Annotated in this window: 24 protein-coding genes; 5 read left to right on the top strand and 19 right to left on the bottom strand. The window is 65.8% G+C overall.

Annotated features, from left to right (window positions below; genetic code table 11):
• Positions 1-2 precede the first annotated feature (2 nt).
• Complete coding sequence (locus IWX65_RS08440) at positions 3-968, top strand: aminoglycoside phosphotransferase family protein (protein ID WP_334683746.1); 966 nt, start codon at positions 3-5, stop codon at positions 966-968.
• 18 nt (positions 969-986) lie between these two features.
• On the opposite strand, the gene IWX65_RS08435 is transcribed toward IWX65_RS08440, so the two are convergent.
• From IWX65_RS08435 to dxr, 9 genes are all read right to left on the bottom strand, one after another.
• Complete coding sequence (locus tag IWX65_RS08435; protein WP_196881990.1) at positions 987-1,793, bottom strand: sulfite exporter TauE/SafE family protein; 807 nt, start codon at positions 1,791-1,793, stop codon at positions 987-989.
• A gap of 5 nt (positions 1,794-1,798) precedes the next feature.
• Positions 1,799-3,598, bottom strand: a complete 1,800-nt coding sequence (locus IWX65_RS08430; RefSeq protein ID WP_196881984.1) for a proline--tRNA ligase — start codon at positions 3,596-3,598, stop codon at positions 1,799-1,801.
• A 196-nt stretch (positions 3,599-3,794) separates the two neighbouring features.
• Positions 3,795-4,625 (bottom strand): GNAT family N-acetyltransferase, encoded by an 831-nt coding sequence (locus IWX65_RS08425; RefSeq protein WP_334683745.1) that lies wholly within the window; start codon positions 4,623-4,625, stop codon positions 3,795-3,797.
• A 37-nt stretch (positions 4,626-4,662) separates the two neighbouring features.
• Positions 4,663-5,829, bottom strand: a complete 1,167-nt coding sequence (gene ispG / locus IWX65_RS08420; RefSeq protein ID WP_196881980.1) for a flavodoxin-dependent (E)-4-hydroxy-3-methylbut-2-enyl-diphosphate synthase — start codon at positions 5,827-5,829, stop codon at positions 4,663-4,665.
• Between the two features lie 77 nt (positions 5,830-5,906).
• Complete coding sequence (locus IWX65_RS08415) at positions 5,907-6,197, bottom strand: YciI family protein (RefSeq protein WP_196881975.1); 291 nt, start codon at positions 6,195-6,197, stop codon at positions 5,907-5,909.
• 17 nt (positions 6,198-6,214) lie between these two features.
• Entirely contained in the window at positions 6,215-6,655 is a 441-nt protein-coding gene (locus tag IWX65_RS08410) for a hypothetical protein (protein WP_196881974.1), read from the bottom strand.
• Positions 6,655-7,281, bottom strand: coding sequence for a MarR family transcriptional regulator (locus IWX65_RS08405; protein ID WP_196881973.1), 627 nt, complete (start codon positions 7,279-7,281; stop codon positions 6,655-6,657). The genes IWX65_RS08410 and IWX65_RS08405 overlap by 1 nt, the downstream gene beginning before the upstream one ends.
• A gap of 63 nt (positions 7,282-7,344) precedes the next feature.
• Positions 7,345-8,691 (bottom strand): M50 family metallopeptidase, encoded by a 1,347-nt coding sequence (locus IWX65_RS08400; protein WP_196881972.1) that lies wholly within the window; start codon positions 8,689-8,691, stop codon positions 7,345-7,347.
• A gap of 11 nt (positions 8,692-8,702) precedes the next feature.
• Positions 8,703-9,947 carry a 1-deoxy-D-xylulose-5-phosphate reductoisomerase gene (gene dxr / locus IWX65_RS08395; protein WP_196881971.1) on the bottom strand — a complete coding sequence of 415 codons (1,245 nt, stop codon included), beginning with the start codon at positions 9,945-9,947 and terminating at the stop codon, positions 8,703-8,705.
• 168 nt (positions 9,948-10,115) lie between these two features.
• Here dxr and IWX65_RS08390 point away from each other — a divergent pair, with 168 nt between their 5' ends.
• Positions 10,116-10,550 (top strand): hypothetical protein, encoded by a 435-nt coding sequence (locus IWX65_RS08390; protein ID WP_196881970.1) that lies wholly within the window; start codon positions 10,116-10,118, stop codon positions 10,548-10,550.
• Positions 10,489-11,451, top strand: coding sequence for an HNH endonuclease signature motif containing protein (locus tag IWX65_RS08385; protein WP_334683759.1), 963 nt, complete (start codon positions 10,489-10,491; stop codon positions 11,449-11,451). Before IWX65_RS08390 ends, IWX65_RS08385 begins: the two co-directional genes overlap by 62 nt.
• A gap of 128 nt (positions 11,452-11,579) precedes the next feature.
• Here IWX65_RS08385 and IWX65_RS08380 read toward each other — a convergent pair whose 3' ends face one another.
• From IWX65_RS08380 to IWX65_RS08350, 7 genes are all read right to left on the bottom strand, one after another.
• Positions 11,580-12,401, bottom strand: a complete 822-nt coding sequence (locus tag IWX65_RS08380) for an HpcH/HpaI aldolase/citrate lyase family protein (protein ID WP_196881968.1) — start codon at positions 12,399-12,401, stop codon at positions 11,580-11,582.
• Positions 12,394-12,885: a MaoC family dehydratase gene (locus IWX65_RS08375; protein WP_334683758.1), complete on the bottom strand. Its 492-nt coding sequence runs from the start codon at positions 12,883-12,885 to the stop codon at positions 12,394-12,396. The genes IWX65_RS08380 and IWX65_RS08375 overlap by 8 nt, the downstream gene beginning before the upstream one ends.
• A gap of 154 nt (positions 12,886-13,039) precedes the next feature.
• The gene (locus IWX65_RS08370; RefSeq protein WP_196881966.1) at positions 13,040-13,729 is read right to left on the bottom strand and encodes a CoA transferase subunit B; all 690 of its coding nucleotides are present in this window, start codon (positions 13,727-13,729) and stop codon (positions 13,040-13,042) included.
• 3 nt (positions 13,730-13,732) lie between these two features.
• Positions 13,733-14,569, bottom strand: a complete 837-nt coding sequence (locus tag IWX65_RS08365) for a CoA transferase subunit A (RefSeq protein WP_196881964.1) — start codon at positions 14,567-14,569, stop codon at positions 13,733-13,735.
• A 48-nt stretch (positions 14,570-14,617) separates the two neighbouring features.
• Positions 14,618-15,790, bottom strand: coding sequence for an acyl-CoA dehydrogenase family protein (locus IWX65_RS08360; RefSeq protein ID WP_196881962.1), 1,173 nt, complete (start codon positions 15,788-15,790; stop codon positions 14,618-14,620).
• Positions 15,787-18,147 carry an acetyl/propionyl/methylcrotonyl-CoA carboxylase subunit alpha gene (locus tag IWX65_RS08355; protein ID WP_334683744.1) on the bottom strand — a complete coding sequence of 787 codons (2,361 nt, stop codon included), beginning with the start codon at positions 18,145-18,147 and terminating at the stop codon, positions 15,787-15,789. Before IWX65_RS08355 ends, IWX65_RS08360 begins: the two co-directional genes overlap by 4 nt.
• Positions 18,148-18,151: 4 nt before the next feature.
• A complete protein-coding gene (locus IWX65_RS08350; RefSeq protein ID WP_196881955.1) occupies positions 18,152-19,756 on the bottom strand; it encodes a carboxyl transferase domain-containing protein in 1,605 nt (534 codons plus the stop codon).
• A 119-nt stretch (positions 19,757-19,875) separates the two neighbouring features.
• On the opposite strand from IWX65_RS08350, the gene IWX65_RS08345 reads away from it, so the two are divergent.
• A complete protein-coding gene (locus IWX65_RS08345) occupies positions 19,876-20,487 on the top strand; it encodes a TetR/AcrR family transcriptional regulator (RefSeq protein WP_196881953.1) in 612 nt (203 codons plus the stop codon).
• 82 nt (positions 20,488-20,569) lie between these two features.
• A complete protein-coding gene (locus IWX65_RS08340) occupies positions 20,570-21,037 on the top strand; it encodes a GNAT family N-acetyltransferase (RefSeq protein WP_196881951.1) in 468 nt (155 codons plus the stop codon).
• 98 nt (positions 21,038-21,135) lie between these two features.
• Here IWX65_RS08340 and IWX65_RS08335 read toward each other — a convergent pair whose 3' ends face one another.
• Genes IWX65_RS08335 through pdhA form a run of 3 tightly spaced genes read right to left on the bottom strand, consistent with a single transcriptional unit; the run spans position 21,136 to position 24,781 of the window.
• Positions 21,136-22,620 (bottom strand): dihydrolipoamide acetyltransferase family protein, encoded by a 1,485-nt coding sequence (locus IWX65_RS08335; RefSeq protein WP_196881949.1) that lies wholly within the window; start codon positions 22,618-22,620, stop codon positions 21,136-21,138.
• An 8-nt stretch (positions 22,621-22,628) separates the two neighbouring features.
• Positions 22,629-23,636 carry an alpha-ketoacid dehydrogenase subunit beta gene (locus tag IWX65_RS08330; RefSeq protein ID WP_196881948.1) on the bottom strand — a complete coding sequence of 336 codons (1,008 nt, stop codon included), beginning with the start codon at positions 23,634-23,636 and terminating at the stop codon, positions 22,629-22,631.
• Complete coding sequence (gene pdhA, locus IWX65_RS08325) at positions 23,636-24,781, bottom strand: pyruvate dehydrogenase (acetyl-transferring) E1 component subunit alpha (protein ID WP_334683757.1); 1,146 nt, start codon at positions 24,779-24,781, stop codon at positions 23,636-23,638. The genes IWX65_RS08330 and pdhA overlap by 1 nt, the downstream gene beginning before the upstream one ends.
• Positions 24,782-24,802: the final 21 nt, after the last annotated feature.

Raw genomic sequence — 24,802 nt, 5'->3', positions numbered from 1 at the left:
CGGTGCTCAGGCTCCCCGGCGGACGGCAGTGGCTTGGGGACTGGAGTTCGATCCTCACCGAACACCTCGCGCTGTGGAATCTCACCCTCGACCTCCCACCCGGTGGACAGCCCTGGGCCGGCCAGTGCGGCGTCGTCGTTCCGGTGCTGGAGCACTCCGGCGGCAAGGCCGTCCTGAAGATCACGCTGCCGCACGACGAGGCGTTGCCGGAGCCCGACGCACTCGAACTGTGGGAAGGGGAGGGTGCGGTGCGCCTGCTCCGGGCGGACCGCTCGGCCTACACGCTGCTGCTGGAGAGGCTTGATGGCAACACTTCCCTTGCCTCCCTGCCGCTGGAGGAGACCGTGAGCGTGTGGGCTGCGCTGGTGCGGCGCCTTGCCCTCGTTCCGGATGACCGGGCCTCCTGGGCTGCAGTGCCGCTGCTCGCAGCGGAAGCCGAAATCTGGACCGACACCCTGCCCTCCGACTGGGAAGGGCTGGAACGGCCCTTCCCGCGGTGGCTGCTGGAGCACGCCCTGATCACCTGTCAGCAGCGCGGCATCGTGGGCCGACGAGCTGAGGCCGACGTGCTGGTCCACGCGGACCTCCACTACTTCAACATTCTTCGCTCGAATGCCGGGCCGGAGGCGTTCCCGGACGACGGCGGGTGGAAGGCGATCGATCCGAAGCCCGTCCTCGGCGACGCCGAATACGCCGTGGCGCCGATGCTGTGGAACAGGATCTCCGAGCTGGATGCCGCGGACCCCGCGGCCCATCTGCGGCTCAGATGCACTGCCCTGGCCGACGCCGCGGGGTTGGGTCCGGAGCTCGCGCGCGACTGGAGCGTGGTCCGCGAGGTGCGCAATGCGCTGCATCACCTGAAAGAGGGCAGCAAGGATCAGGCCGAACGATCCCTCTGGGTGGCAAGCTCCCTGCTGGCGCGCACCCTGTCCGGCCTGCCACCCGCGGCTGAGCTGGCGGGATTCTGACGGGCTGTTCGGGACCTTTCACTCATTGAGGGGACGGATGTTCTCGACCCAGACGTCATGGCCGAGTTTGAGGATCAACGCGCCCACCACGCACAGGAACACGGTGCGGATGAAGCGACTTCCCTGGGAGATCGCCATGCGGGAACCGAGGTAGCCGCCTCCCATATTGGCCAGGCCCAGCACGAGTCCCAGCCCCCACAGGAGCGAGCCGGTGGGAAGGAAGAACATCAGCGCGCCGAAATTGGTGGCCATGTTCACGATCTTCGCCTTCGCGCTGGCGCCGAGGAAGCTGTAGCCGAGCATCGTCACCATCGCGATGATGAGGAAGGACCCGGTGCCCGGACCGATCAGCCCGTCGTAGAAACCGATGACGATCCCGATGGCCCCGGCCGTGCCGTGGTGCCTGCGGCCGGTGTACTTCAACCGGGTCAGGGTGCCCACGGTCGGCCGGAGCGCCGTGAAGATCGCGACGGCTACGAGCGCGACAACGATGATGGGCTTGAAGACCGACGACGGCAAGGACGAAGCGACGAACGCCCCGGCGAAGCTTCCCGCCAGCGCGATCAGCGCCATGGGAACGGCAGTCCGGAGGTCCGGATGCGCACGTCGATAGTAGGTGATCGCGCTGGTCGTGGTTCCGAAGATCGACCCCATCTTGTTGGTCGCCAGGGCCTCCACCGGGGTGATGCCGGGTACCAGTAGCATGGCTGGCAACTGCAGCAGCCCGCCGCCGCCTACCACCGCGTCGACCCAGCCTGCCGCGAATCCCGCGACCACCACCAGGAGAATCGTCGCGAGCCGGATCTCCTCGAGGCCCGACACCACCGCCTTCAGCCCTGGACGAGAGCGCGGATGAACCCGGCAGCCTCTTCGACGGGGACGTTCTGCGCCACCCCCGTGCGGCGGTCCTTGACCTCGAGCACGCCTTCCGCCAGTCCCCGCCCGACGACGACGATCGTGGGAACGCCGATCAGCTCGGCGTCACCGAACTTGACGCCCGGTGAGACCTTCGGGCGGTCGTCGTACATCACGTCGAGTCCGAAACCCTCGAGTTGCCCGACCAGCGTCTCGGCCGCCTCGAACACCTCGGTCCCCTTGCCGGTGGCAATGAGGTGGACATCGGCAGGAGCGACATTGCGGGGCCAGACGATGCCCTTCTCGTCGCGGTTCGACTCGGCGAGAGCGGCGATGGCACGGGTGACGCCCACGCCGTACGAACCCATGGTCACGGTGGCGAGCTTGCCGTTCCGGTCGAGCACCTTCAGCCCCAACGCCTCCGCGTACTTGCGTCCCAGCTGGAAGATGTGACCCATCTCGATACCGCGCGCGGCGATGAGCGGTCCGGATCCGTCCGGTGCCTCGTCCCCCTCGCGCACCTCGACCGCTTCGATGACTCCGTCCCAGCCGAAATCACGGCCGGCAACCAGGCCGAAGACGTGCGCGCCGGCGATATTGGCGCCCGTGATCCAGCTGGTACCCGTCACCACGCGGGGATCCACGAGGTAGCGGATGCCGGTGGAGCCGTCAGCGCCGAGTACCGGGGCCGCGAGCGAGATGCCGGGGCCGATGTAGCCCTTGACCAGGCCGGGGTGTCTCCGAAGGTCATCCTCATTGGCTGCTTCGACGGCGACTTCTCCTCCGACGTCGAGGTGTCCGGCGATGTTGGCCTCGATCCTCTTGAGGTCGACGGTACGGTCTCCGGGCAGGCCGATCACCACGAGTTCGCGGCCACCCGTCGGCAGGACCGCGGCGAGCACCACGTTCTTGAGTGTGTCGGCCGCCGTCCACTGCCGGTCCTCGCGGGGAGCGTCCGCATTGGCGCGCGCCACCAGAGTGTCGATCGTAGGCGTGTCCGGTGTGTCCCGAACCTCGGCGGCTGGCGCACCTGCGTAGTCGATCGCGGCCGGGACCACTGTGGTGACCGCCTCGACGTTCGCGGTGTAACCGCCCTCCGAGCGGACAAAGGTGTCCTCGCCGATCTCCGTGGGGTGGAGGAATTCCTCACTCTTGGAGCCACCCATCGCTCCGGCCGTCGCGGCCACGGGAATGACGTCGAGGCCGAGGCGCTCGAAGATGCGCAGGTACGCCGAGCGGTGGAGCTGGTAGCTGGTCTCGAGGCCGTCGTCGTCGATGTCGAAGGAGTAGGAGTCCTTCATGATGAACTCGCGTCCACGCAGCAGGCCCGCGCGCGGTCGGGCTTCGTCCCGGTACTTGTTCTGGATCTGGTACAGGCTCACGGGAAGGTCCTTGTACGAGTTGTACAGGTCCTTGACCAGGAGGGTGAACATCTCCTCGTGGGTGGGCGCGAGGAGGTAGTCGGCGCCCTTGCGGTCCTTGAGCCGAAAAATTCCGTCACCGTACTCGGTCCAGCGGTTGGTGGCTTCGTAGGGTTCCTTGGGGAGCAGTGCCGGAAAGTGTACTTCCTGCGCGCCGATGGCTGCCATTTCGTCACGGATGATCGCCTCGACCTTCGCGAGGACACGGAGCCCCAGCGGGAGCCAGCTGTAGATCCCCGGTGCCGCCCGTCGGATGTAGCCGGCGCGGACGAGGAGCCGGTGGCTTGCCACTTCCGCATCGGCGGGGTCTTCGCGCAGGGTGCGCAGGAACAGGGTGGAGAGTCGTAAGACCACGCAGGGCATCCGTTTCGTTCGAACCGTCCTACCCGGCGAGGGCAGGAAACAACATCTACCAATCTATCGGTTCGGATGTTGCAAGGCTGACAGCCGGATGACCGGGGCGGAACCGCGTCCCATCCGGCGAGGCATCGCTGCTGGTCGGGCGGACAACCGGCGCGCAACCGTCGAAGAACCCGTCCCTGCGCGGCTCCTAGAACAGGACGGTCGAGAACGTTCCTGCCTGCGTGAAGCCGACATTTCGATAGGAGGCAAGGGCTTTCGCGTTGTAGGAGTTGACGTACAGGCTGACGGTGGGGGCGAGGGACCTCGCCGCAGCCACGACGCCGGCCATGTACCCGGCGCTCAGGCCTTTCCCGCGCCGGTCGGGATTCATCCACACGCCCTGCACCTGGACCGCCTGCGAGGAAACGGTGCCGAGCTCGGCCTTGAAGATCACAGAGCCGTCGTCGTCGAACGCCGCAAGCGAGTGCTTGCGCGTGATGAGGGAGGCGACCCGGCGCCGGTAGTGCTCGGACCCGCCGATGTAGGGCGAATAGCCGACCTCTTCCTCGAACATCGCGGCGCAGGCCGGCAGGAGGGCATCCAGTTCGTCCGGCCGGGTGAAGCGGAGATCCGCTGCCGGCACCAGAAGCGGCTCGGTGTCGATGGTGAGCAGCGGCTGGTTGGGCCGGATGTCGAAGGGCTCCGCGCTGTAGTCCTCGAACGTGGACCAGATGCCCATCACGCCGGCCGAGGGACCGAAAATCGAGGAAAAGGTCCTCCCTGCACGCCCGAGATGATGGCCGAAGACGGGAGCTGTTTCCTCAGTCACCCCGACGGGCACCAGATTGACGCCCGCCCAGCACGCGGCCACCAGCTCGCCGTCGGAGGTGTCGCCGTCGAACATGCCGACAATCTCCCCGCCGGAAAAGGAAGCCGCGGCATCGCCCATGGTCTCGAGGTGCGCCGCGACGAACACGTTCGCGACGGCGTCCCGGTTGACCAGCGCCCACAACGCGGCGGTATCATCCTTGCCGAGCACGCGGAAATTCCACCGCCCGGGGAGATCCGCGGGCGCTTTAGCTAACGGTAACCATGGGGCCACCCTGGCCAGCAGTTTCGCCATCAGCCTTCCCCATCTCCTCGGCGAGTCTCATTGCTTCTTCGATGAGTGTCTCGACAATCTGATCTTCAGGCACAGTCTTGATGACTTCCCCTCGGACAAAAATCTGTCCCTTGCCGTTGCCCGACGCGACACCGAGGTCAGCCTCCCTCGCTTCACCCGGCCCGTTGACCACACACCCCATGACCGCAACACGCAGAGGAACTTCCATTCCTTCGAGCCCGGCGGTGACCTCTTCGGCGAGGGTGTACACGTCCACCTGGGCGCGGCCGCAGGACGGGCAGGACACGATTTCGAGTTTGCGCGGGCGCAGGTTCAGCGACTGGAGGATCTGGTTGCCGACCTTGATTTCCTCGACCGGTGGCGCCGAGAGGGAAACCCGGATCGTATCGCCGATTCCCTTCGACAGGAGGGCACCGAACGCAGTGGCCGATTTGATGGTGCCCTGGAAAGCCGGACCAGCTTCGGTGACGCCGAGGTGCAGGGGCCAGTCACCCTGCTCCGCAAGCAGTTCGTAGGCCCGCACCATGATCACGGGATCATTGTGCTTGACCGAGATCTTGAAATCGTGGAAGTCGTGCTCTTCGAAGAGCGAGGCTTCCCAGACGGCGGATTCGACCAGGGCCTCGGGCGTGGCCTTGCCGTACTTCTCCATGAGTCGAGGGTCGAGTGAGCCGGCGTTGACGCCGATCCGGATCGAGGTTCCGGCAGCCTTCGCTGCTGCGGCGATCTGCTTGACCTGGTCGTCGAACTTGCGGATGTTCCCGGGGTTGACGCGGACGGCTGCGCATCCGGCGTCGATCGCCGCGAAGACATACTTGGGCTGGAAGTGGATATCGGCGATCACCGGGATCTGCGACTTCTTCGCGATGATCGGGAGGGCCGCCGCATCATCGGCCGAGGGGCACGCCACCCGTACGATGTCACAGCCAGTGGCCGTGAGTTCGGCGATCTGCTGAAGGGTCGCGTTGATGTCGGTGGTGGGCGTGGTGGTCATCGACTGGATGCTGACGGGGAAGTCAGACCCAACTCCTACCGAGCCGACCTTGATCTGGCGGGTCTTGCGCCGTGGTGCAAGGACGGGCGGCGGTGCGGCAGGCATTCCTAGGTTGACCGAAGTCAAAGCATCCTCCATGGTGGCGGCCTATGCCGCACGTCAGTACATTTCCTCTTTGTCATTATCCACCCGCAGGTGAGGTCTCACACGAGGTGGTTGAAGGCTCCCATAACGGGCTTCCACTCGGTGGTCTTGACGGCCGAGATGACACCGGCCAGGGCGAATGGGTCCTGGCTGACCAGTTGGTGGAGATCATTCTCGGTGTCCGCGGTGAAGATGAGGAGCGCTCCCGTTCCGTCGGTGAACGGCCCCGAGGCGAGCACCGTGCCCTGGTCCACGAGGGTGCCCAGCCATTCCCGATGCGAGGGGCGGTGCTCCTCCCGTACATCGTTCTGGTCGGGGCTGTACACGTATTCAACTGCGAAAACACTCATGGGGTCAGCCTACGTGATCAGAGCAGGTAAGTTGTCGCAACAATGGCCGTGCCCGCTCCCCACAGCATGGAGGTAAGGGTGCCGATGATGAAGCGTTCCGCTGCGGCGGGAGTCTCCTTCAACTCGGCATAGCGCCCAAGTCCTTTGATGGCCACCACGTAGGCGATCGCCACGGGCTCACCCGTCAGGACGGCCGTAGCGACGGCGAGCCGTTCGAGGACACCGATCACCAGGCCGCCCCGCAGGACACCTGCGGGCAGGGGCGGCACGAGCCTGGCGACGTCGTCCGGATCCGGAACGGGGAATTCGCGCTGGGGTTGGTCCGCGGGATCAAGCGGTTCTTCACGAAGTGCCTGCTGGGCGTCGACCGTGCGCGCAAGACGAAGGACGAAGGTGGTGACCGGCCATCCGGCTCCCCCTGCGACAACGAGGGTGATGAAGATCCAGAATATTTCCATCAGTCCTCCTGGTGCGGCGCGGGCTTCCGGCCCGACGTCGTTGAGTCGGCCCAGGACAACAGTAGTGCGGCTGCCGGCCTCGCTGCCCATTCCTCCACCCAGGCGGAACGTGCAACGGCCTTGCTGACGGCCTGGGGCGTGATCCCCAGCTCCCTGGCGACGGCGGTCTGGCTCCCACGTTTGCCGGGTTCCAGCCGGTCGAGGATGCGCCACTCGGCCGTCGAGCGGCTCAGGACGGAGCGTCCCAGCAGGGCAAGGACGGCCTCGGCTTCAGCCGATCCAGGCGGTCCCTCGACGGCCACAGGCGCGCGCTCCCCGGTCTTCTTCGCCCGCTCGACGGCGGTGCGGGCGAGCACGAAGGCGCTGCCGCGCGCTTCCCGCGGACTGACAGGGTAGGGCCGCTCCACGTCACCGACACCGATGCCGACGTACCAGTGTCCCTGCCGCAGGCAGAGCAGGGCCGCTTCCACGACGGCGTGGGGCGAGTCGAGGACACCCTGTGCCTCGTCTCCGACCGAGCGTTCGAAACCCACCGTAGCGGGCACCTGCCGCAGGAGGCGCAGGAGCTCTGGAATCAGGTCGGGGTTGCTTCGGCTCGCGGCCTGGTCGACGGTAAGAACGAACATTGATCAACCATAAACGACTGATAACAGATTTTCAATCGATTTCGTTTTAGTTTCGAAACTCAACTAGCCGAACAGGTCCACCGGTTTGACGATGTCCGCATAGATCAGCAGGACACCCATCCCGAGCAGCAGCACCGCCACCGCATAGGTGAGGGGCAGCAGCTTCGCCATGTCGAACGGACCGGGATCCGGGCGCTTGAAGACGCGGGCCACGGTCCGGCGGAGCCCCTCCCAGAGCGCTCCGGCAATGTGGCCTCCATCCAGGGGAAGAAGGGGAATCAGGTTGAAGACGAACAGCGCGAGGTTCACGCCGCCCACGAGCCCCACCAGGGTGGCCACCCGGGCGTCGAACGGGACCTCCTCCATCGCCGACACTTCGCCGGCGATACGGCCGACCCCCACTACGCTGATGGGGCCCTCAGGGTCGCGGGGGGCATCCGAGAATGCAGCCTGCCCCACCTCGACCACACGTTGCGGCAGGTTCACCACAACACCTGAGACCCTCACCAGGGAATCCCATACCGCCGGCATCACCTCGCCGGCAGGCTGCGGAACCAGCTCCTGGGTGGATCCGACCCCGATGAAACCCACCTCCTGCGTCACCTGGTTACCGTCGGCATCGAGCTGCGCGGCGCCGTCGTCCCCGGCGACCGGCCGCTCGGTCAGGAGCGGCGTGATGGTGGAATCGACGGAGGACCCGTTCCGCTCATAGGTGATCGAAACCTCGCGCCCCGCGGCGTCCCGGATCCAGCTGGACAACTCGTCCCAGCTGGTGACTTCCCTGCCGTCGAAGGACGTGACGCGGTCCCCCGGCTGGAGCCCGGCCTCGAAGGCAGGTGCTGTTGGGTCACCTTCGGAGCAGTCGGTCTGACCGGTTTCGGCCTGCTGGCTCGCCGGAACAACGCACTCGTAGACTTCGGAAACCGTGGTGGTGGCCTGCGCGGAGCCGAACCCCATGATCAGCACGGCGAACAGCACGATCCCGATGAGCAGGTTCATGAGCGGTCCGCCCAGCATGATGATGATCCGCTTATGGATGGGCAGCTTATAGAACACCCTGTCCTCGTCGCCGGGGCGCAGCTGCTCGGCGGCGGCCCGGCGGGCATCATTGGTCAGCTGCTGGAACATGCCGGTGCTGGACTGCCGTACGGCGCCGTCATCGCCGGTCCTTGCGGGAGGGAACATTCCTACCATCGAGACATAGCCGCCCAGCGGAATCGCTTTGAGCCCGTACTCCGTCTCGCCCCTCCTGCGGGAGAAGAAGGTGGGCCCGAATCCCACCATGTACTGCGTAACGCGCACCTTGAACAGCTTGGCGGGCAGGAGGTGCCCCACCTCGTGGAGCGCTATCGACGCCGCGATGCCCACGGCGACGAACAGTACCCCTCCCACAAAAAGCAGAATGGTCAAAGCGGTTCCTTCTATTCGGCGTTCGTATTCAGCGGGTGGTCCTGCAGTCCACAACGAAGGCGCGCCGAGGCGCGTGCCCGATGTTCGGCGTCGAGTACGTCGTGCAGTGTCGGCGTGCCGGGCAGGAGTCCGGCCGGGCTGCCTGCCAACTCCTCGACCACTGCAGCGACGGTGTCGACGATGTCATTGAATCCGATGATTCCGCTGTGAAAAGCCTCTACGGCCTCCTCATTGGCGGCGTTGTACACGGCCATGGCCGTGCCGCCCCTCAATGCTGCGGCTTTCGCCAGCCGGATGGCGGGGAAGGCATCTTCATCGAGCGGTTCGAAGGTCCAGGAAGACGCCGCCGACCAGTCGCAGGGCGTGGCCGACCCCGGCACCCGGAAGGGCCACCCGATCCCGAGGGCGATCGGCAAGCGCATGTCCGGTGGTGATGCCTGGGCGATCGTGGATCCGTCGACGAACTGCACCATCGAGTGCACCACGGACTGCGGGTGGACGACGACGTCGATGCGGTCGAGCGGGATGTCGAACAGCAGGTGCGCCTCGATGACTTCGAGGGCCTTGTTGACCATCGTGGCCGAGTTGGTGGTGATGACCTTGCCCATGGCCCAGGTGGGATGGGCCAGGGCCTGGGCCGGGGTCACGCTGACCAGCTTCTCTCGGGCCATACCGCGGAACGGGCCGCCCGATGCGGTGAGCACGAGCCGGTCCACCTCGTCGGCGCCGCCCGACCTCAACGCCTGCGCGATGGCGGAGTGCTCGGAATCCACCGGTACCAGCTGACCGGGCGCTGCCGCCTTGCGCACCAGTTCGCCACCGACGATGAGGGATTCCTTGTTGGCGAGGGCGAGCAGATGCCCTGCTTCGAGGGCGGCCAGTGTCGGCGCCAGTCCGATCGAACCGGTGATGCCGTTGAGCACGACGTCGGCGTCCGGCCATGCGGCGAGACGGGAGGCGGCGTCGGGCCCCGTAAGGATGACGGGCGCGTAGTCCCGGACGCCGGCGTCGTCCGCCGCTGTCGCAATGGCCCGCTCGAGGTCCGCTTCGGTGCCACCGGCGGCACCGACTGCCGCAGCGCGGGTGGACACCGCCTGCTGGGCGAGCAGGTCGAGATTTCCGCCGGCGGCGAGCGCCGCGACGCTGAACCGGTCGGGCGCCTCCGCGATAACCTCAAGAGCCTGCGTGCCGATGGAACCGGTCGAGCCGAGGATGACGACGCGGCGGTGCTCTCGGGAGGGGGCGCTGAAGTCCATGGCCCAAGTATCCCGCACGGTCCACAGGGGTGGAAACGCGCTGGCTGCCTTCCGGTGCAGCCTCACTCGAACGGCCCGTGAACTCTGGGAAGACCGCGCCACCATCGGGCTGGGAAGACCGTAATCGGGCTGGGAAGAGATGTCAGAGGCGGGTGGGATTGTAGGGGTGTGACCAGTCCAGTTGGAGAGCCGACGCCGGATCCATCGGGTGCCGCTGCGCTCACGGCCAGACCCGGGCTGAGTGGAGCCATTGCTCTTCTCTCCGTCGAATCACTCGATGCCCCTGGGTTGACCGCCGGTCTGGCCGAACTGGGCACCTTGGTCTCGTGGGCACAGGCCGAACAGGCCGAGGTGATGCACCTTCTGGAGAGGCGTTTCCAGGATGACCTGCGCCACAACGGCCTCGAGGCGAAGGCGGAGCAGCGCGGTCGGCGGGCACCCGACTTGCCCTGCGCAGCGGCGACATCACCTATCACCATGCATCAGCGATTCTGGAACAAGCTGACGGTGTTCCGCCTTCGGCTCGGAAGGACTTTGAGGACTGCCTGCTGGCCTCGGCTCCCGGACGGACGCGGACCAGCTCGCACGGATCGGGCGGCGTGAGCGGGAACGGCATCATCCGGAGTCGATTGTGGCGCGGCAGGGAAAGGCTGCTGCCGACCGCCGCGTTGAGTCGGCTCCTGAGAGGGACGGGATGTGCTGGTTGTCGGCCTTCCTCCCTGCCGAAACGGCTGTCGGGGCGTTCGGGATGGTGACTGGTCTGGCGAGGTCCGTGCAGGGGGCTGATGAACACCGCACCCTCACCCAGTCGCGAGCCGACGTGCTGGTGGACCTGCTCACCGGCTCCGAACCTGAAGTGCGGGCGGGTCGCAAGTCCTGCTCGGAGGGGACCGCAAACGGCAGCCCCCTGCCCTCCGGTCAGAGGAGCGCAGCTACTGACGTCCTCGTGACGATGGACGTGCAGACACTACTGGAACTCGCCGAAAACCCCGCGCAGTTGGAAGGCTACGGCCCCATCAGTCCGGTCTCGGCGAGGGAACTCACCGCCGTCAGTAAGCACTTCATCCCGCTGCTGGTGAACGGTGGCCAAAATGTGCTGGCCATGGGACGGAAGTCGCGGTTACCGTCGACGCTGCTCAGGCGCTGGCTCCGTTTTCAGGATAAAACCCGCAGGTTCCCCGGTTGCAGCCGAGCGGCTCCGCACTGCGAGGTGGACCACAGCGTTCCCTGGTCGCAGGGTGGCACCACGGATCACCGGAACCTTTCCCAGCTATGCCGCAAGCACCATCGATTCAAGTCCATCACCCCGTGGAACCTCACGAGCAATGCGGCAGGGATTCGTTCCTGGACTTCGCCGGCTCACCGCACCTATACCACGTATCCCGCTGATTACCTGAAGCACGGTCCGACAATTCCCTTCAAAACAACTTCTGCAGCAATTCCGGCGAAACGCCGAACCATGGGTGCAGCGGAAGATCCCGTTGCCGATCCGGCGCCGTCCTAGGGCTTGCGTTCCCCCGGTCGATGCTGTTGGCCCGGTTTGTCTCGGTCGTCCAGCCGCACCGACCGGTGCGCTTCCCAGCCCGCCCAGGTTGATCCAACTAGGACGAAAACTGAGTGAGCGAACCAGCGCTAGTGCCCTGCCCGCTCCACCATGCGCCGCGCATGCCGCAGGATCGGCTCGTCGATCATCCGCCCCCGGAACTGGAACACACCGCCCTGGCTTTCGGATTCCTGCAGGAGTTCGCGGGCATATTCCGCGTCGGCGGCATTCGGGGCATAGGCCTTCCGGACGACGTCGGCCTGGCTCGGATGGATACAGGCCTTCGCGCTGAATCCCGACGCTGCGGCGTCGTCAGCCTCGACGGAGAGGCCCGCGAGGTCGCCGATGGCGACATAGACGGCATCGATCGATCCGATCCCGGCGGCACCGGCGGCGAGGAGCACCTGCGATCTCGCATGCATGGCAACGGCACGGTACCCGCCGGCCCCGTCCCGGCTCGACGTACCGCCCAGGGAAGCAACGAGGTCTTCCGCCCCCCACATCAGCCCAAGGACTCCGGGCGCACGGGCGATATCAACAGCATTGACCACACCGGCTGCGGTTTCACACAGAGCGATCACCGTGCACCCCTCAATCCGCGCGACGACCTGCTGCACGTCGGACGGCGATTCCACTTTGGCGAGCATCACTGTCCGGTAGCGGGTCCGGTTCACGGCGTCGCAGTCGGCGGCGAAATCGGGGCTGCCCGCTGGGTTGATGCGGATCACAGTCCGGGCTGGATCAAGACTGCTGGCCACGAGCGCTGCCCGGGCCGCGGTTTTCTGCGCAGGTGCCACGGCGTCCTCGAGATCGATGATGACCGAATCGGCCCACTGCTCGGCCTTGCTGAAGCGCTCCGGACGATCCCCTGGACAGAACAGCAGCGACGGTCCGAGCAGGAATTCATTCATCAGTTGCCTCTTTTTCCTGGGCCGCATGGCCCTCCCTGGACCACATGAGTACCGACCGGCTCGCCCGGGCGACGACCTCGCCGTGCTGGTTCCGGCCGATATGCATCATCTTCACTATTCCTTGGCCCGGCCGTGAGGCCGAGGAACGGACCTCGACGATCTCCGTCTCGGTGTACAGGGTGTCCCCCTGGAAGAGCGGGTGAGGAAAAGCGACGTCGGTCAGGCCGAGTTGCGCGACGATCGTGCCCTGGGTCAGCTGCGACACCGACTGCCCCACCATGACGGCTAGCGTCATCATGGAGTTGATCAACCGCTGGCCGAACGGCTGCCGCGACGCCCAGGCGGCGTCGAGGTGAAGTGCCTGCGTGTTCATGGTCAGCGTAGTGAACAGGACGTTGTCGGCTTCGGTCAGCGTCCTGCCCGGTCGATGCGCGTAGACCGCTCCGGCCACGAGCTCATCGACGTACCTGCCACGCTGTTCGATGACCCGCCGCCCGGTGCCGTCGGAGAAATCTGCCGTCCCGTCCGAGGACCGCGCAACTCGGTCGGCTGCCCCTGAAGTCCCGGAGACGGGCTGCGCAGCCGTGTGTCCTGGCCGCTCACCCGCTCCGGCTGGCACTGCAACCGCATGGGTCTCCTCAGTAGCCAAGCTGCACCTCGAGCTGCGCATCGGGTTGCCCGTCAAGCTGCACCTCGAGCCGGGCCCCGGTTGCGGCAAGAACTTCCTCGACGCTCACGCCCGGTGCCGTTTCCCGGAGGATCAGCACACCGCCGTCCCGCGAGGGATCTACGTCGATGACCGCGAGGTCGGTGATGATCCTGTCGACACATCCCTTGCCCGTCAACGGCAGTGAGCAACGCTCCACGATCTTGGGCTTCCCCGATCGGTCCACGTGCTCCATCATGACGATGACGCGCTTGGCCCCGAACACCAGGTCCATGGCTCCGCCCATGCCCTTGACCATCTTCCCCGGGACCATCCAGTTCGCGAGGTCGCCGTTTGCCGCGACCTCCATGGCACCGAGGACGGCGACGTCCACGTGTCCCCCGCGGATCATGCCGAAGGACGCCGCCGAGTCGAAGTAGGAGGCGCCCTTGTTGGCGGTGACGGTTTCCTTGCCGGCATTGATCAGGTCCGGGTCGAGCTGGTCCTCAGTGGGGTAGGGCCCGACGCCGAGGATCCCGTTCTCGGAGTGGAGGACCACCTCGACGGAATCCGCGATGTAATTGGGAATCAGGGTCGGCATACCGATCCCGAGGTTGACGTACTGGCCGTTCTCCAGTTCACGCGCTACGCGTGCCGCAAGTTCGTTCCGGGTGAGTGCCATGATCTAGACCGCCTTCGCAGCGCTAGTTGATGCAGTGGGGTTGGTCGGCGATCCTGAGGCCGGGGCTTCCGGATTGGATCCGTCCGCAACTGAGAGCGACACCGTGCGCTTCTCGATCCGCTTCTCGACGAACGGCGCCAGCACCACCCGCTGGACGAAGATTCCCGGGATGTGCACGTGCTCGGGATCGAGCTCCCCCGGCTCCACCAGTTCCTCCACCTCCGCAATCGTCACCCGGCCGGCCTGCGCACACAGTGGGTTGAAGTTCATGGCCGTCGCGTGGAAGACGAGGTTTCCGTGCCGGTCGCCCTTCCAGGCGTGAACGAGCGCGAAATCAGGGGTCACCGACTCCTCGAGGACATAGTCGACGCCGTCGAAGCTGCGGACTTCCTTCGGCTGGGAGGCGAGCACCACATTGCCCGCGTCGTCGTACCTCTGGGGCAGACCGCCCTCACTCACCTGCGTGCCCACCCCTGCCGTCGTGAAGAAGGCGGGAATTCCGGCACCGCCCGCCCGCAGCTTCTCGGCAAGCGTCCCCTGCGGCGTTAATTCCACCTCGAGCTCGCCCGATAGGTACTGCCGCGCGAACTCCTTGTTCTCACCCACATAGGAGCTGATGGTCCGGCGGATCCGCCCGGCGGAGAGAAGCACTCCCAGTCCCCAGCCGTCCACCCCGCAATTGTTGCTGATCGTTTCGAGCCCGGACGTGCCCTGCTCGTGAAGCGCTTCGATGAGTGCAGCTGGAACGCCGCACAATCCGAAGCCTCCCACGGCCAGGGACGCGCCGTCCGGGATATCCGCAACAGCTTCGGCCGCGCTGTCAACCACCTTGTTGATCACTGCTTCTCCTTAAATCCGGGTGAATCGTCTGCGTCAGCTGTACCGACCCTACAAGCCCAGTTCGCGGGCGATCAGCATCAGTTGCACCTCGGTGGTGCCTTCGCCGATCTCGAGAATCTTCGAGTCACGGTAGTGCCGTGCCACTGGGAATTCGTTGATGAAGCCGTACCCACCGAAAATCTGCGTCGCATCCCGCGCATTGTCCATGGCTGCCTCACCTGCGATCAGCTTAGCGATGGATGCCTCGGTCTTGAACGGCTTGCCGGCGAGCATGCGCGACGCGGCGTCGTAGTAGGCAAGCCGTGCAGTGTGGGCCCGGGCCTGCATGCGGGCGATCTTGAACTGGATGGACTGGTAGGTCCCGATGCTGTTGCCGAACGCCTGGCGTTCCTTGGCATACTTCAGCGACTGTTCGACACAGCCCTGTGCAGCCCCCGTTGCGAGCGCGGCAATCGCGATGCGGCCCTCGTCGAGAATCTGAAGGAAGTTGGCATAACCGCGGCCGCGCACACCCAACAGGTTGGCCTCGGGGACCCGGACGTCCTTGAGCGTGAGGGGGTGGGTATCCGAGGCGTTCCAGCCCACCTTGTTGTACGCCTTCTCCGCCCTGAACCCGGGAGTGTCCGAAGGAACGAGGATCGTCGAGATTTCCTTCTTGACGCTTCCGTCCGGGCGCTCGAACGTCCCGGTCACAGCGGTGACCGTGACGAGGGAGGTGATGTCGGTGCCCGAGTTGGTGATGAATTCCTTGGTTCCGTTGAGCACCCATTCACTGCCGCCGGCGCCGTCCTGGAGTACCGCTGTGGTCTTGGTGCCCGAGGCATCGGATCCCGCTTCGGACTCCGTGAGCCCGAAGGCACCCAGAGCGGTGCCTGCGGCCAGGGACGGGAGCCACTCCTGCTTCTGGGCTTCGGTACCGAAGCGGTACACGGGCATCGCGCCGAGGGACACTCCCGCCTCCAGCGTGATCGCGACCGACTGGTCCACACGGGCCAGCTGTTCGAGCGCGAGGCACAGCGCGAAGTAGTCTCCGCCCATTCCGCCGTATTCCTCGGGGAACGGCAGTCCGAACAGCCCCATGGATGCCATCTGCTTGACCACTTCGTAGGGGAAGCTGTGTTCCTCGTCGTGGCGTGCCGAGACCGGAGCCACCACTTCATCCGCGAACTCGCGGACAGTGTCCACCAGGTCCTGGTATTCCTCGCTGAGTTCGAAATTCATGGTGCAGGCACTTCCTTAGCTGTTGATGTCGGCATATCTGGTCCATCCACCGGCAGGGCGTCCGGAACGTGGATGGTGGCGACCACCTGGTCGGCTCTGACTAGGTCGCCCGGCTTGAGGTTGATGGAAACGACGCCGGCAACGGCGGCGGCGAGCTGGTGTTCCATCTTCATCGCCTCGACGGCGAGGAGAACCGTTCCCGCCTCGACGGTTTCGCCGTCCTGCACCGACACCGACACCACGGTGCCCGGCATCGGGCTGCGGACCTGGGGGTCCACTCCGCCGTCGGCCCGCGCGATGAGGGCGAGCTGGGCGTCGAGGCGCTCCCGGCGGCTCCGCTTCCTCACCGCAACGGACCAGCCCTCAGCACCTAGCCATACCGTGTCGCCACGTCGGAGCAGGGTGACCGGGGTGCGCACTCCGTCGACGACGGCACCGCCTGTGCCGTCGAGGCTCACCTGGTGTTCCTGTCCCCCTTCCGGCGTCACTCCGTAGACGGCTCGTCCGTTCAGGGAGGCACCGGGAACGTCCTGCCCGGTAGGGCCCGAGTTCACGGGTCGGAGCGCGATTTCTCGAACATCGCCGGCGGACACCTCGAGGCTCAACGTCCTCGGGCGGTTCACTCCCGCCCGGAATCCGTCGCGGCGCTGCCAGGGGGACACTTCGGGAGCGCGGACTGCCCCGTTGCCGCCGCCGGAAGCGCGGTCAGCTGACCCGCGCGTCCTGTTTCCCCGGGGCGCGCCCGCATCAGCAGGGCCCGGACCGGTGAAGCCCTGATCGGTGAAGTTGTCGTCAGCAAGGGCAACGGCTACGACGGCCAGTTCGGCGTCCGTGATTCCCCGGAACGGGAGGCCGGGCATCTTGCGCTCGATCAGCGTGGTGTCCAGCTGTCCGGCCCGTACGTCCGGGTCATTGATGAGCAGGCGGAGATACTCGATGTTGGTGCTGACGCCCAGCACCACCGACCCGGCGAGCGCAGCGTCGAGCCGATCGAGCGCCTCGATCCGGTCCTGTCCCCAAGCGATGACCTTGGCGATCATGGGGTCGTAGGCCGCCGGTACAACGAATCCTTCAACGAGTGCGCTGTCGACACGGACGCCCTCCCCTACCGGATCTGCCAGCCGGTGCACGGTCCCGGTGGACGGCAGGAACCCGGCTTCCGGGTTCTCCGCGTATACCCGCGCCTCGACAGCATGCCCCCTGAAGACCACATCCTCCTGCCGGAGGGCCAGTTCCTCCCCTGCTGCGATGCGGATCTGCCATTCGACGAGGTCTACGCCGGTCACCATTTCGGTAACAGGGTGCTCCACCTGCAGCCGGGTGTTCATCTCCATGAAGAAGAATTCGTTCGGCGCGGTATCCGAGACCAGGAATTCGACGGTTCCCGCACCGACATAATCGACGCTGCGGGCGGCGTTGCAGGCAGCTTCACCGATGCGGCTCCGCGTGGCGTCGTCGAGAAGGACGGACGGCGCCTCCTCGATCACCTTCTGGTGGCGCCGCTGCAGTGAACACTCGCGTTCGCCCAGGTGGATGACGTTGCCGGAGGTATCCGCCAGGACCTGGACCTCGATGTGGCGCGGCGTCAGGACGAGCCGTTCGAGGAACAGGGTGTCATCCCCGAAAGCAGAAGCTGCGACACGCCGCGCAGTGACGAGTGCTCCGGGCAGCTCCTCAGGATGGTGCACAGCATGCATTCCCTTGCCGCCGCCCCCGGCGGACGGTTTGATCAGCAGCGGAAATCCGACCTGCGCAGCCTGGCGGATGAGCTGCTCGTCGCTCTGTCCGGGCTCGGCGATACCCGGCACCACGGGGACGCCGTGGCCGGCGACGTGGTTCTTCGATCGGATCTTGTCGCCCATCACGTTGAGGGCATGCACCGGCGGGCCGATGAAGATGATGCCTGCGGCGGCGAGGCTCTCCGCGAAGGCGGCGTTCTCGCTGAGGAAGCCGTAGCCGGGGTGCACCGCCGTCGCACCGGTTCTGCGGCACGCGCGAAGAATGGCTTCGCCGTCGAGATAGCTTTCCGAAGGGGCAGCAGGGCCGATGCGGACAGCGATGTCGGCCTCGCTGACATGGCGTGCTCCGGCGTCGGCATCACTGTAGACGGCGACCGAGCGGATGCCGAGGCTCCTCAGGGTGCGGATGATGCGGCACGCGATCTCACCGCGGTTCGCCACCAGGACCGTTCCAAAAAGGGCGGATCGCGCTGACGGGTGCGCACCCGGCGACACCACCGGCGTCGTGTCGGGCACCGCCGTGCTCGTCGGCGTCGTGCTCGTCGGCGTCGTGCTCGTCGGCGTCGAGGCGGAAGGGATATTGGTAGGGATGCTGCCGGTCATGGATACAGGGTGCATGGGGTCACATCCGAAAGAGGCCGAAGGAGGTTTCGGGCAGGGGTGAATTGGCGCAGACATCAAGGGCCAGCCCGAGCACCGTGCGGGTATCCGCCGGATCGATGATGCCGTCGTCCCAGAGGCGGGCCGTCGAGTAGTAGGGGCTTCCCTGGGCTTCGTACTGGTCGCGGATAGGTGCTTTGAACGCTTCCTCTTCGTCAGCACCCCATGCTTCGCCCCGGGCCTCGAGCTGGTCCCGCTTGACTGTGCTCAGCACGGCAGAAGCCTGATTTCCGCCCATCACCGAGATCCTGCTCGCCGGCCACATCCACAGGAACCGCGGCGAATACGCGCGTCCGCACATGGAATAGTTGCCGGCCCCAAATGAACCACCGATCACGACGGTCAGCTTGGGCACCCTGCATGTCGCCACGGCGGTGACCATCTTCGCGCCGTTCTTGGCAATGCCGCCCGCCTCGTAGTCCTTGCCCACCATGAAGCCCGACAGGTTCTGGAGGAAGATCAGTGGAATCCCTCGCTGATCGCACAGCTCCACGAAGTGGGCACCCTTGAGTGCCGATTCGCTGAACAGGACTCCGTTGTTGGCGACGATACCGACCTGGTGGCCGTGGAGCGTCGCGAAGCCGGTGACGAGGGTAGTGCCGTATTCCCGCTTGAACTCGTGGAAGAGGCTTCCGTCGACCAGCCGGGCGATGACTTCACGAACGTCGTAGGAGGCGTTGACATCGACCGGAACAGCACCGTACAGCTCAGCGGGGTCCTGCGCCGGCGCCATCGAGGCCGTGGGCTGCCACGCGGGATGGGGCTCCGGCAAGGTGGAGACGATGTCCCGAATGATTTCCAGCGCGTGCTGGTCGTTCTCCGCGAGGTGGTCGGTCACACCCGAAATACGGGCGTGGACGTCGCCGCCCCCGAGTTCCTCCGCGGTCACGATTTCGCCGATGGCCGCCTTCACCAGCGGCGGTCCCCCGAGGAAGATGGTGCCCTGGTTCCGGACGATCACGGTCTCGTCGCTCATGGCGGGAACGTAGGCTCCACCAGCGGTGCAGGACCCCATCACCGCGGCGAGCTGGGGGATCTTCCGTGCGGAAAGCTGCGCCTGGTTGAAGAAGATGCGGCCGAAGTGTTCCCGGTCGGGGAACACCTCGTCCTGTTTCGGCAGGTAGGCACCGCCCGAGTCCACCAGGTAGATGCACGGCAGGTTGTTCTCCAGCGCGATCTCCTGCGCCCGGAGGTGCTTCTTCACCGTCAGCGGGTAGTAGGTGCCGCCCTTCACTGTCGCATCGTTCGAGATCACGAGGACATGCCGGTTGTGGACCAGGCCGATTCCCGCGATGACTCCCGCGCCGGGGCATTCGCCGTCGTACAGTTCGTGTGCGGCGAGCGGTGCGATCTCGAGGAACGGGCTGCCGTCGTCGAGCAGCTGGTCGATCCGCTCGCGCGGCAGGAGCTTGCCGCGGGCGACATGACGCTCCCGCGAGCGCTCCGGGCCACCGAGCGCCGCCTTTGCCAGCCGTGCACGCAGCTCCCCGACCAGGCCCTGCTGGGCCCGATCGTTCTCCACGAATTGCGGCGAGGTGGTATCGACCTTCGACGTCAGTGTCTCCATCGACCAATATCCTCGCGATAGCTCCAGTTAGCAGACGCTAACCGAATTTAGGTTAGTGGCTATTAACCGTGGTGTCTACCACAATGGGAGCATTCCAGTGCAGAAAGCGAAGGATCCCCATGGAAGTTCTGCCCGTCGAGGACCGTCTCACCGGCCGCAGCATCGCCAAGGCCTCCCGACGGGCGGCGCTCCTCGACGCTGCGGCGCAGCTGTTCGCCGAGCGCGGCTACAACGGAGTTTCCATCGAAGACCTCGGTTCGGCCGCCGGGGTGAGCGGACCCGCCGTGTACCGGCACTTCAGCGGTAAACCCGCTGTCTTGTCGGCGCTCCTCATCGGGGTCAGTGAGGACCTCCTGGACGGCAGTCTTGCAGTGGTGGCGGCATCGACGGATCCCGAAGCGGCACTTAAGGACCTGATCCGGTTCCAGGTGGACTTCGCCCTTTCGAAGGCCAATGTGATCCGGGTCCAGGACCGTGATCTCAGCAGCCTCCAGCGCGAGGATGAGCAGCTGGTGCGGTCCCTCCAGCGCCGTTACCTCGAAGTCTGGGTGGACACCCTCGCTGAACTGTCTCCGGACGTCGACCGCGTCCGGTTGAGGAGGAAGACACACGCCGTGTTCGGCCTCATCAATTCGACACCCCATACCACCCATGGCGGCAGGGCAGTCCCCGACCTCGCCGGCCTGCGCGGGCTGCTGGAGGACATGTCGTGGGCCGCGGTGAGAATCTGAGGATGATCAGGTCCATGCCCTACTGTCCCGACCTAGTACGCTGTTCCCCTAGACCGTGACCATTACCGAATTGAGTTCCGCCGTGATTGAGCTTCGCCCCGTCGAATCTGCCGACCTTGATGAATTCTTCTCGCACCAGCTGGATCCCAGCGCAAACCATATGGCGGCTTTCGCCGCAAAGAACCCGGCCGACCGCGGGGTCTTCGACCACCACTGGCAGGACATCCTGAACGACCCGAAGATCACGGTCCGCACCATCCTCTCCGATGGCCGCGTGGTGGGCAGCATCCTTGCCTACCACGACGGCGACATCCCGGAGATCAGTTACTGGATCGACAAGGCCAGCTGGGGACAGGGCATCACGACGGCGGCAGTGGGCCAGTTCCTGGAGCAGGTGACGGACCGCCCGCTGCGCGCGCGCGCGGTGGTGGACAATGTGAATTCCATCCGCATCCTCGAGCGGTGGGGCTTCAAGCACGTGGGTGAAACCCAGGGCTTCGCCAGTGCTCGGGGCGCCGTCGTGAGGGAGCTGATCCTCGAGCTGCAGTAGGCGGGGAAGCCTGACCAGCAACAGCAACGCAGGAGGAGCGAAGCGCTCATTGCTTCGCTCCTCCTGCGTTGCTCAGAATGGGAAATTCGGGGGACGCATCAGACCATCGTCAGAACCATTCCGGGATCGGAGAGGATGGTGCCGATGTCCGCGAGGAAACGCGACCCCTGTTCCCCGTCGACCAGACGGTGGTCGAAGGACAGGCTCAGCGTCATCACCGACCGCAGGGCAACCTGCCCCTCGTACTCCCACGGCGTACGACGCACCGCGCCGACAGCGAGGATTGCCGCTTCGCCGGGATTGAGGATCGGTGTTCCCGCATCGATGCCGAACACCCCGATGTTGGTGATGGACAAGGTGCCGCCGGACAGGTCAGCCGGACTCGTCTTCCCGGAACGTGCGGTATCCGTCAGGGACTTCAGCGCGCTGGACAGGTCAAGGAGGTTGAGCGCCCCGGCGTCCTTGATATTCGGTACCAGCAGCCCGCGGGGTGTGGCTGCCGCAATACCGAGGTTCACCGCGGAGTACTGCACGATCTCGTTCGCAGCCTCGTCCCAGGACGAATTGAGTGACGGTTGGCGGCCGACCGCAATACAGACGGCCTTCGCAATGATCGTCAGGGGTGTGATCCGTGCATCGGCGAAAACGTGCGAAGCCTTCAGCTTGCCGATCAGCTCCATGGTGGGCGTGACGTCGACGGTCAGGAACTCCGTCACGTGCGGGGCGGTGAAGGCACTGGCCACCATCGCAGCCGCCGTATGCTTCCGGACGCCCTTGATCGGGATCCGCGTTTCTCCGCTCACCTGCGCCGTATTGCTTCCAGCCGGAGAATTCCGTTCGGATACGGCGACGACGCCTCCCGACGCAGCCGCTTCAGGGCCGACGGTTCCCGCTGCAGATCCGTCCCGTGCCGCAAAAGCGTCGAGGATATCCTCACGGGTGATCAGTTGTCCAGGTCCTGTACCGTCCACTGAATCAAGCACGATGCCGAGGTCGCGGGCAAGTTTCCGCACGGGAGGCGTGGATCGGGGCCTCTCGCCTCGGCCGTTGGCCTGCATGGCAGCCGCGGGATGATCCGAAGTTCCCGTCGCGGGCATCGGTGGCGATGACGGGTCGGTCGCAGGATCCACGATCGCCGGCATATGAGCTACCGACGCCGCGGGCGTCGGCTGCAGCGGTTGAGCTACCTGAACCGGCTGATCGGCCTTCAACGCCACGACGCCGACACCATCCTCCGCGAAGTTCCGCGTCCTGCGCTGCGGCCTGCCACCCTTTTCGACGGCCGCACCATAACCCACCAGGTTCGGCTCGCGCCGCTCGGGAGGAACGGTTGCTTCCCCGGTTGCCGGGATGTCGAAGGACACGATCGTGGACCCGACCTCCACCACGGTGCCCGGCTGCTCATGAAGCCGTGCGATGACGCCGGCATAGGGTGATGGTAGTTCCACCACGGCTTTGGCGGTCTCGACGTCGGCGATCACCTGGTTCAGTTCGACGGTGTCGCCGACAGCTACATGCCAGCTGACGATCTCCGACTCGGTGAGGCCCTCCCCGAGGTCGGGAAGGCGGAACTCCTTGATCATGCCGGGCACTACCTTTCAAGTCCGCTCAATGAGTTGCGCCGCCCCAGGACGCGGTCCACACCATCGAGGATCCGGTCGAGGTCGGGCAGGTGGTGGAATTCGAGCTTCGAATACGGGTAGGGGATGTCGAATCCCGTCACCCGCACCGGCGCATGCTCCAGGTGGTCGAAGCAGCGCTCGGCGATGCTCGCAGCAATCTCAGCACCCAGCCCCCCGGACTGCGCAGCCTCATGGGTGACCACCAGGCGTCCGGTCTTCCGGACGGAGGCCTCCACGGTTGCGAAGTCGATCGGCGCGAGTGAGCGCAGGTCGATGACTTCCACGGACACGCCGTCGTCGGAGGCTGCGATCGCCGCGTCACGCGCTGTCGGCACCAGCGGGCCGTAGGTGACCAGGGTGACGTCGCTTCCCTCGGTCACCACGCGGGCCGCACCCATGTCCGACGACGACGGATCCGCGCCCTCGTCCACCTCGCCCTTGGTGTGGTAGCGGCGCTTCGGCTCGAAGTAGAGCACCGGGTCGTCGCTCGCGATCGCCTGCTGGATCATGGTGTAGGCGTCCTGCGGATTCGAGACACTGACCACCCGAAGTCCCGACGTATGGGTGAAGTACGCTTCCGGTGATTCCGAGTGGTGCTCCGGCGACCCGATACCGCCGCCGAACGGCACCCGGATGGTGATGGGCATTTTGACCGCACCCTGCGTGCGGTAGTGGATCTTCGCGACCTGGCAGACGATCTGGTCGAAAGCCGGGTAGATGAAGCCGTCGAACTGGATCTCGACCACGGGACGATAGCCCCGGTACGCCATGCCCACGGCAGTACCCATGATGCCGGCTTCCGCCAGGGGGCTGTCGAGCACGCGGTGCGGACCGAAGTCCTTCTGGAGTTCGTCGGTGATCCGGAAGACACCTCCCAGCTTCCCGATGTCCTCCCCCATCAGGATGACCTTGGGATCGTTGTCCATGGCGCGGCGCAGCCCCGCGTTGATCGCGCGGCCGAAAGTCATCGTGGACATCAGGAGGCCCCTTCCGTGGTGGTTCCGTTGCCGAATGAGAGGAGGTACCGCTCATAGTGGTCCTGCTGCCGGTCGAGCCAGGAGTTCGGTGCACTGTAGACGTGCTGGAAGACATCGGTGGGCGCCGGCTCCGCCATGCCGAGGCACCCCGCCCGCAGCTTCGCGGCGACGCCGTCGGCCTTCGCCTTCACCGTGTCGGCGTAGGCGGCGTCCAGAAGGTCCATCGAATCGAGCAGGGCCGCGATCCGCGCCAGGGGATCCTTCGCCGCCCAGTCCTCGAGCTCGTTTGGATCGCGGTAGCGGGACGGATCGTCGGCTGTGGTGTGCGGGCCCATCCGGTAGGTGACGGCCTCGATGAAGGTGGGCCCTCCGCCCGAGCGGGCCCGGATCAGGGCTTCACGGGTGACGGCGAGGCACGCCAGGACATCGTTGCCGTCCACCCGGACGGAAGGGATGCCGAAGCCCGGGGCGCGATTGGCGATGGGAACGTGGGCCTGGAGGCCCACCGGTTCGGAAATGGCCCAGTGGTTGTTCTGGCAGAAGAACACCACAGGGGCCTGGTAACTTGCGGCGAAGACCAGGGCTTCATTCACGTCGCCCTGGCTGGTGGCCCCATCGCCGAAGTAGGTGACGGCCACCGAATCGGCGCCGTCGTTCAGGATGCCCATCGCATAGCCGGTCGCATGCAGCGTCTGGGCTCCGATGATCACCTGGGGTGTGGCCATGTTGATGGCGTAGGGGTCCCAGCCCGACGACGCATTGCCCCGCCATACCCGGAGCAGGTCGGTGAGGTCCACTCCCCTGCAATACGCCACCCCATTCTCGCGGTAGCTCGAGAAGACGAAATCATCCTGGCGCAGCGCCCTGCCGGAACCGATCTGCGCGGCTTCCTGACCGAGGAGCGGTGGCCACAGGGCCAGCTCGCCCTGACGCTGCAGGGCGGTGGCCTCGGCATCGATGCGCCGCACCACCACCATGTCCTCGTACAGCGCCTGCAGTGCCGCGCCGTCGACGTCGGCCACCAGGGGATCGTAATGCGGGTTCGGGTGCCGGGTCCCCACGGCGTCGATGAGCTGGATCAGGTCGGTGCCGTCCACGCTGTCCGCAGCGCCCTGCCGTGCACTGGTTCCGCTCGTTTCACTCAGGGCCACAATCGCACGCACCTT

This window comes from Arthrobacter sp. CAN_A214 (genome assembly GCF_015751955.1).
Lineage (GTDB): Bacteria > Actinomycetota > Actinomycetes > Actinomycetales > Micrococcaceae > Arthrobacter_D.
This window is presented reverse-complemented; position numbering and strand designations above follow the sequence as displayed.

What these genes read in the sequence shown, in the direction of transcription:
- IWX65_RS08415 (WP_196881975.1), bottom strand. Translation starts at nt 6,197, where the DNA reads ATGAGTGTTTTCGCAGTTGAATACGTGTACAGCCCCGACCAGAACGAT.
- IWX65_RS08410 (WP_196881974.1), bottom strand. Translation starts at nt 6,655, where the DNA reads ATGGAAATATTCTGGATCTTCATCACCCTCGTTGTCGCAGGGGGAGCC.
- IWX65_RS08405 (WP_196881973.1), bottom strand. Translation starts at nt 7,281, where the DNA reads ATGTTCGTTCTTACCGTCGACCAGGCCGCGAGCCGAAGCAACCCCGAC.
- dxr (WP_196881971.1), bottom strand. Translation starts at nt 9,947, where the DNA reads ATGGACTTCAGCGCCCCCTCCCGAGAGCACCGCCGCGTCGTCATCCTC.
- IWX65_RS08380 (WP_196881968.1), bottom strand. Translation starts at nt 12,401, where the DNA reads ATGAATGAATTCCTGCTCGGACCGTCGCTGCTGTTCTGTCCAGGGGAT.
- IWX65_RS08370 (WP_196881966.1), bottom strand. Translation starts at nt 13,729, where the DNA reads ATGGCACTCACCCGGAACGAACTTGCGGCACGCGTAGCGCGTGAACTG.
- IWX65_RS08360 (WP_196881962.1), bottom strand. Translation starts at nt 15,790, where the DNA reads ATGAATTTCGAACTCAGCGAGGAATACCAGGACCTGGTGGACACTGTC.
- IWX65_RS08355 (WP_334683744.1), bottom strand. Translation starts at nt 18,147, where the DNA reads ATGCACCCTGTATCCATGACCGGCAGCATCCCTACCAATATCCCTTCC.
- IWX65_RS08350 (WP_196881955.1), bottom strand. Translation starts at nt 19,756, where the DNA reads ATGGAGACACTGACGTCGAAGGTCGATACCACCTCGCCGCAATTCGTG.
- IWX65_RS08345 (WP_196881953.1), top strand. Translation starts at nt 19,876, where the DNA reads ATGGAAGTTCTGCCCGTCGAGGACCGTCTCACCGGCCGCAGCATCGCC.
- IWX65_RS08335 (WP_196881949.1), bottom strand. Translation starts at nt 22,620, where the DNA reads ATGATCAAGGAGTTCCGCCTTCCCGACCTCGGGGAGGGCCTCACCGAG.
- IWX65_RS08330 (WP_196881948.1), bottom strand. Translation starts at nt 23,636, where the DNA reads ATGTCCACGATGACTTTCGGCCGCGCGATCAACGCGGGGCTGCGCCGC.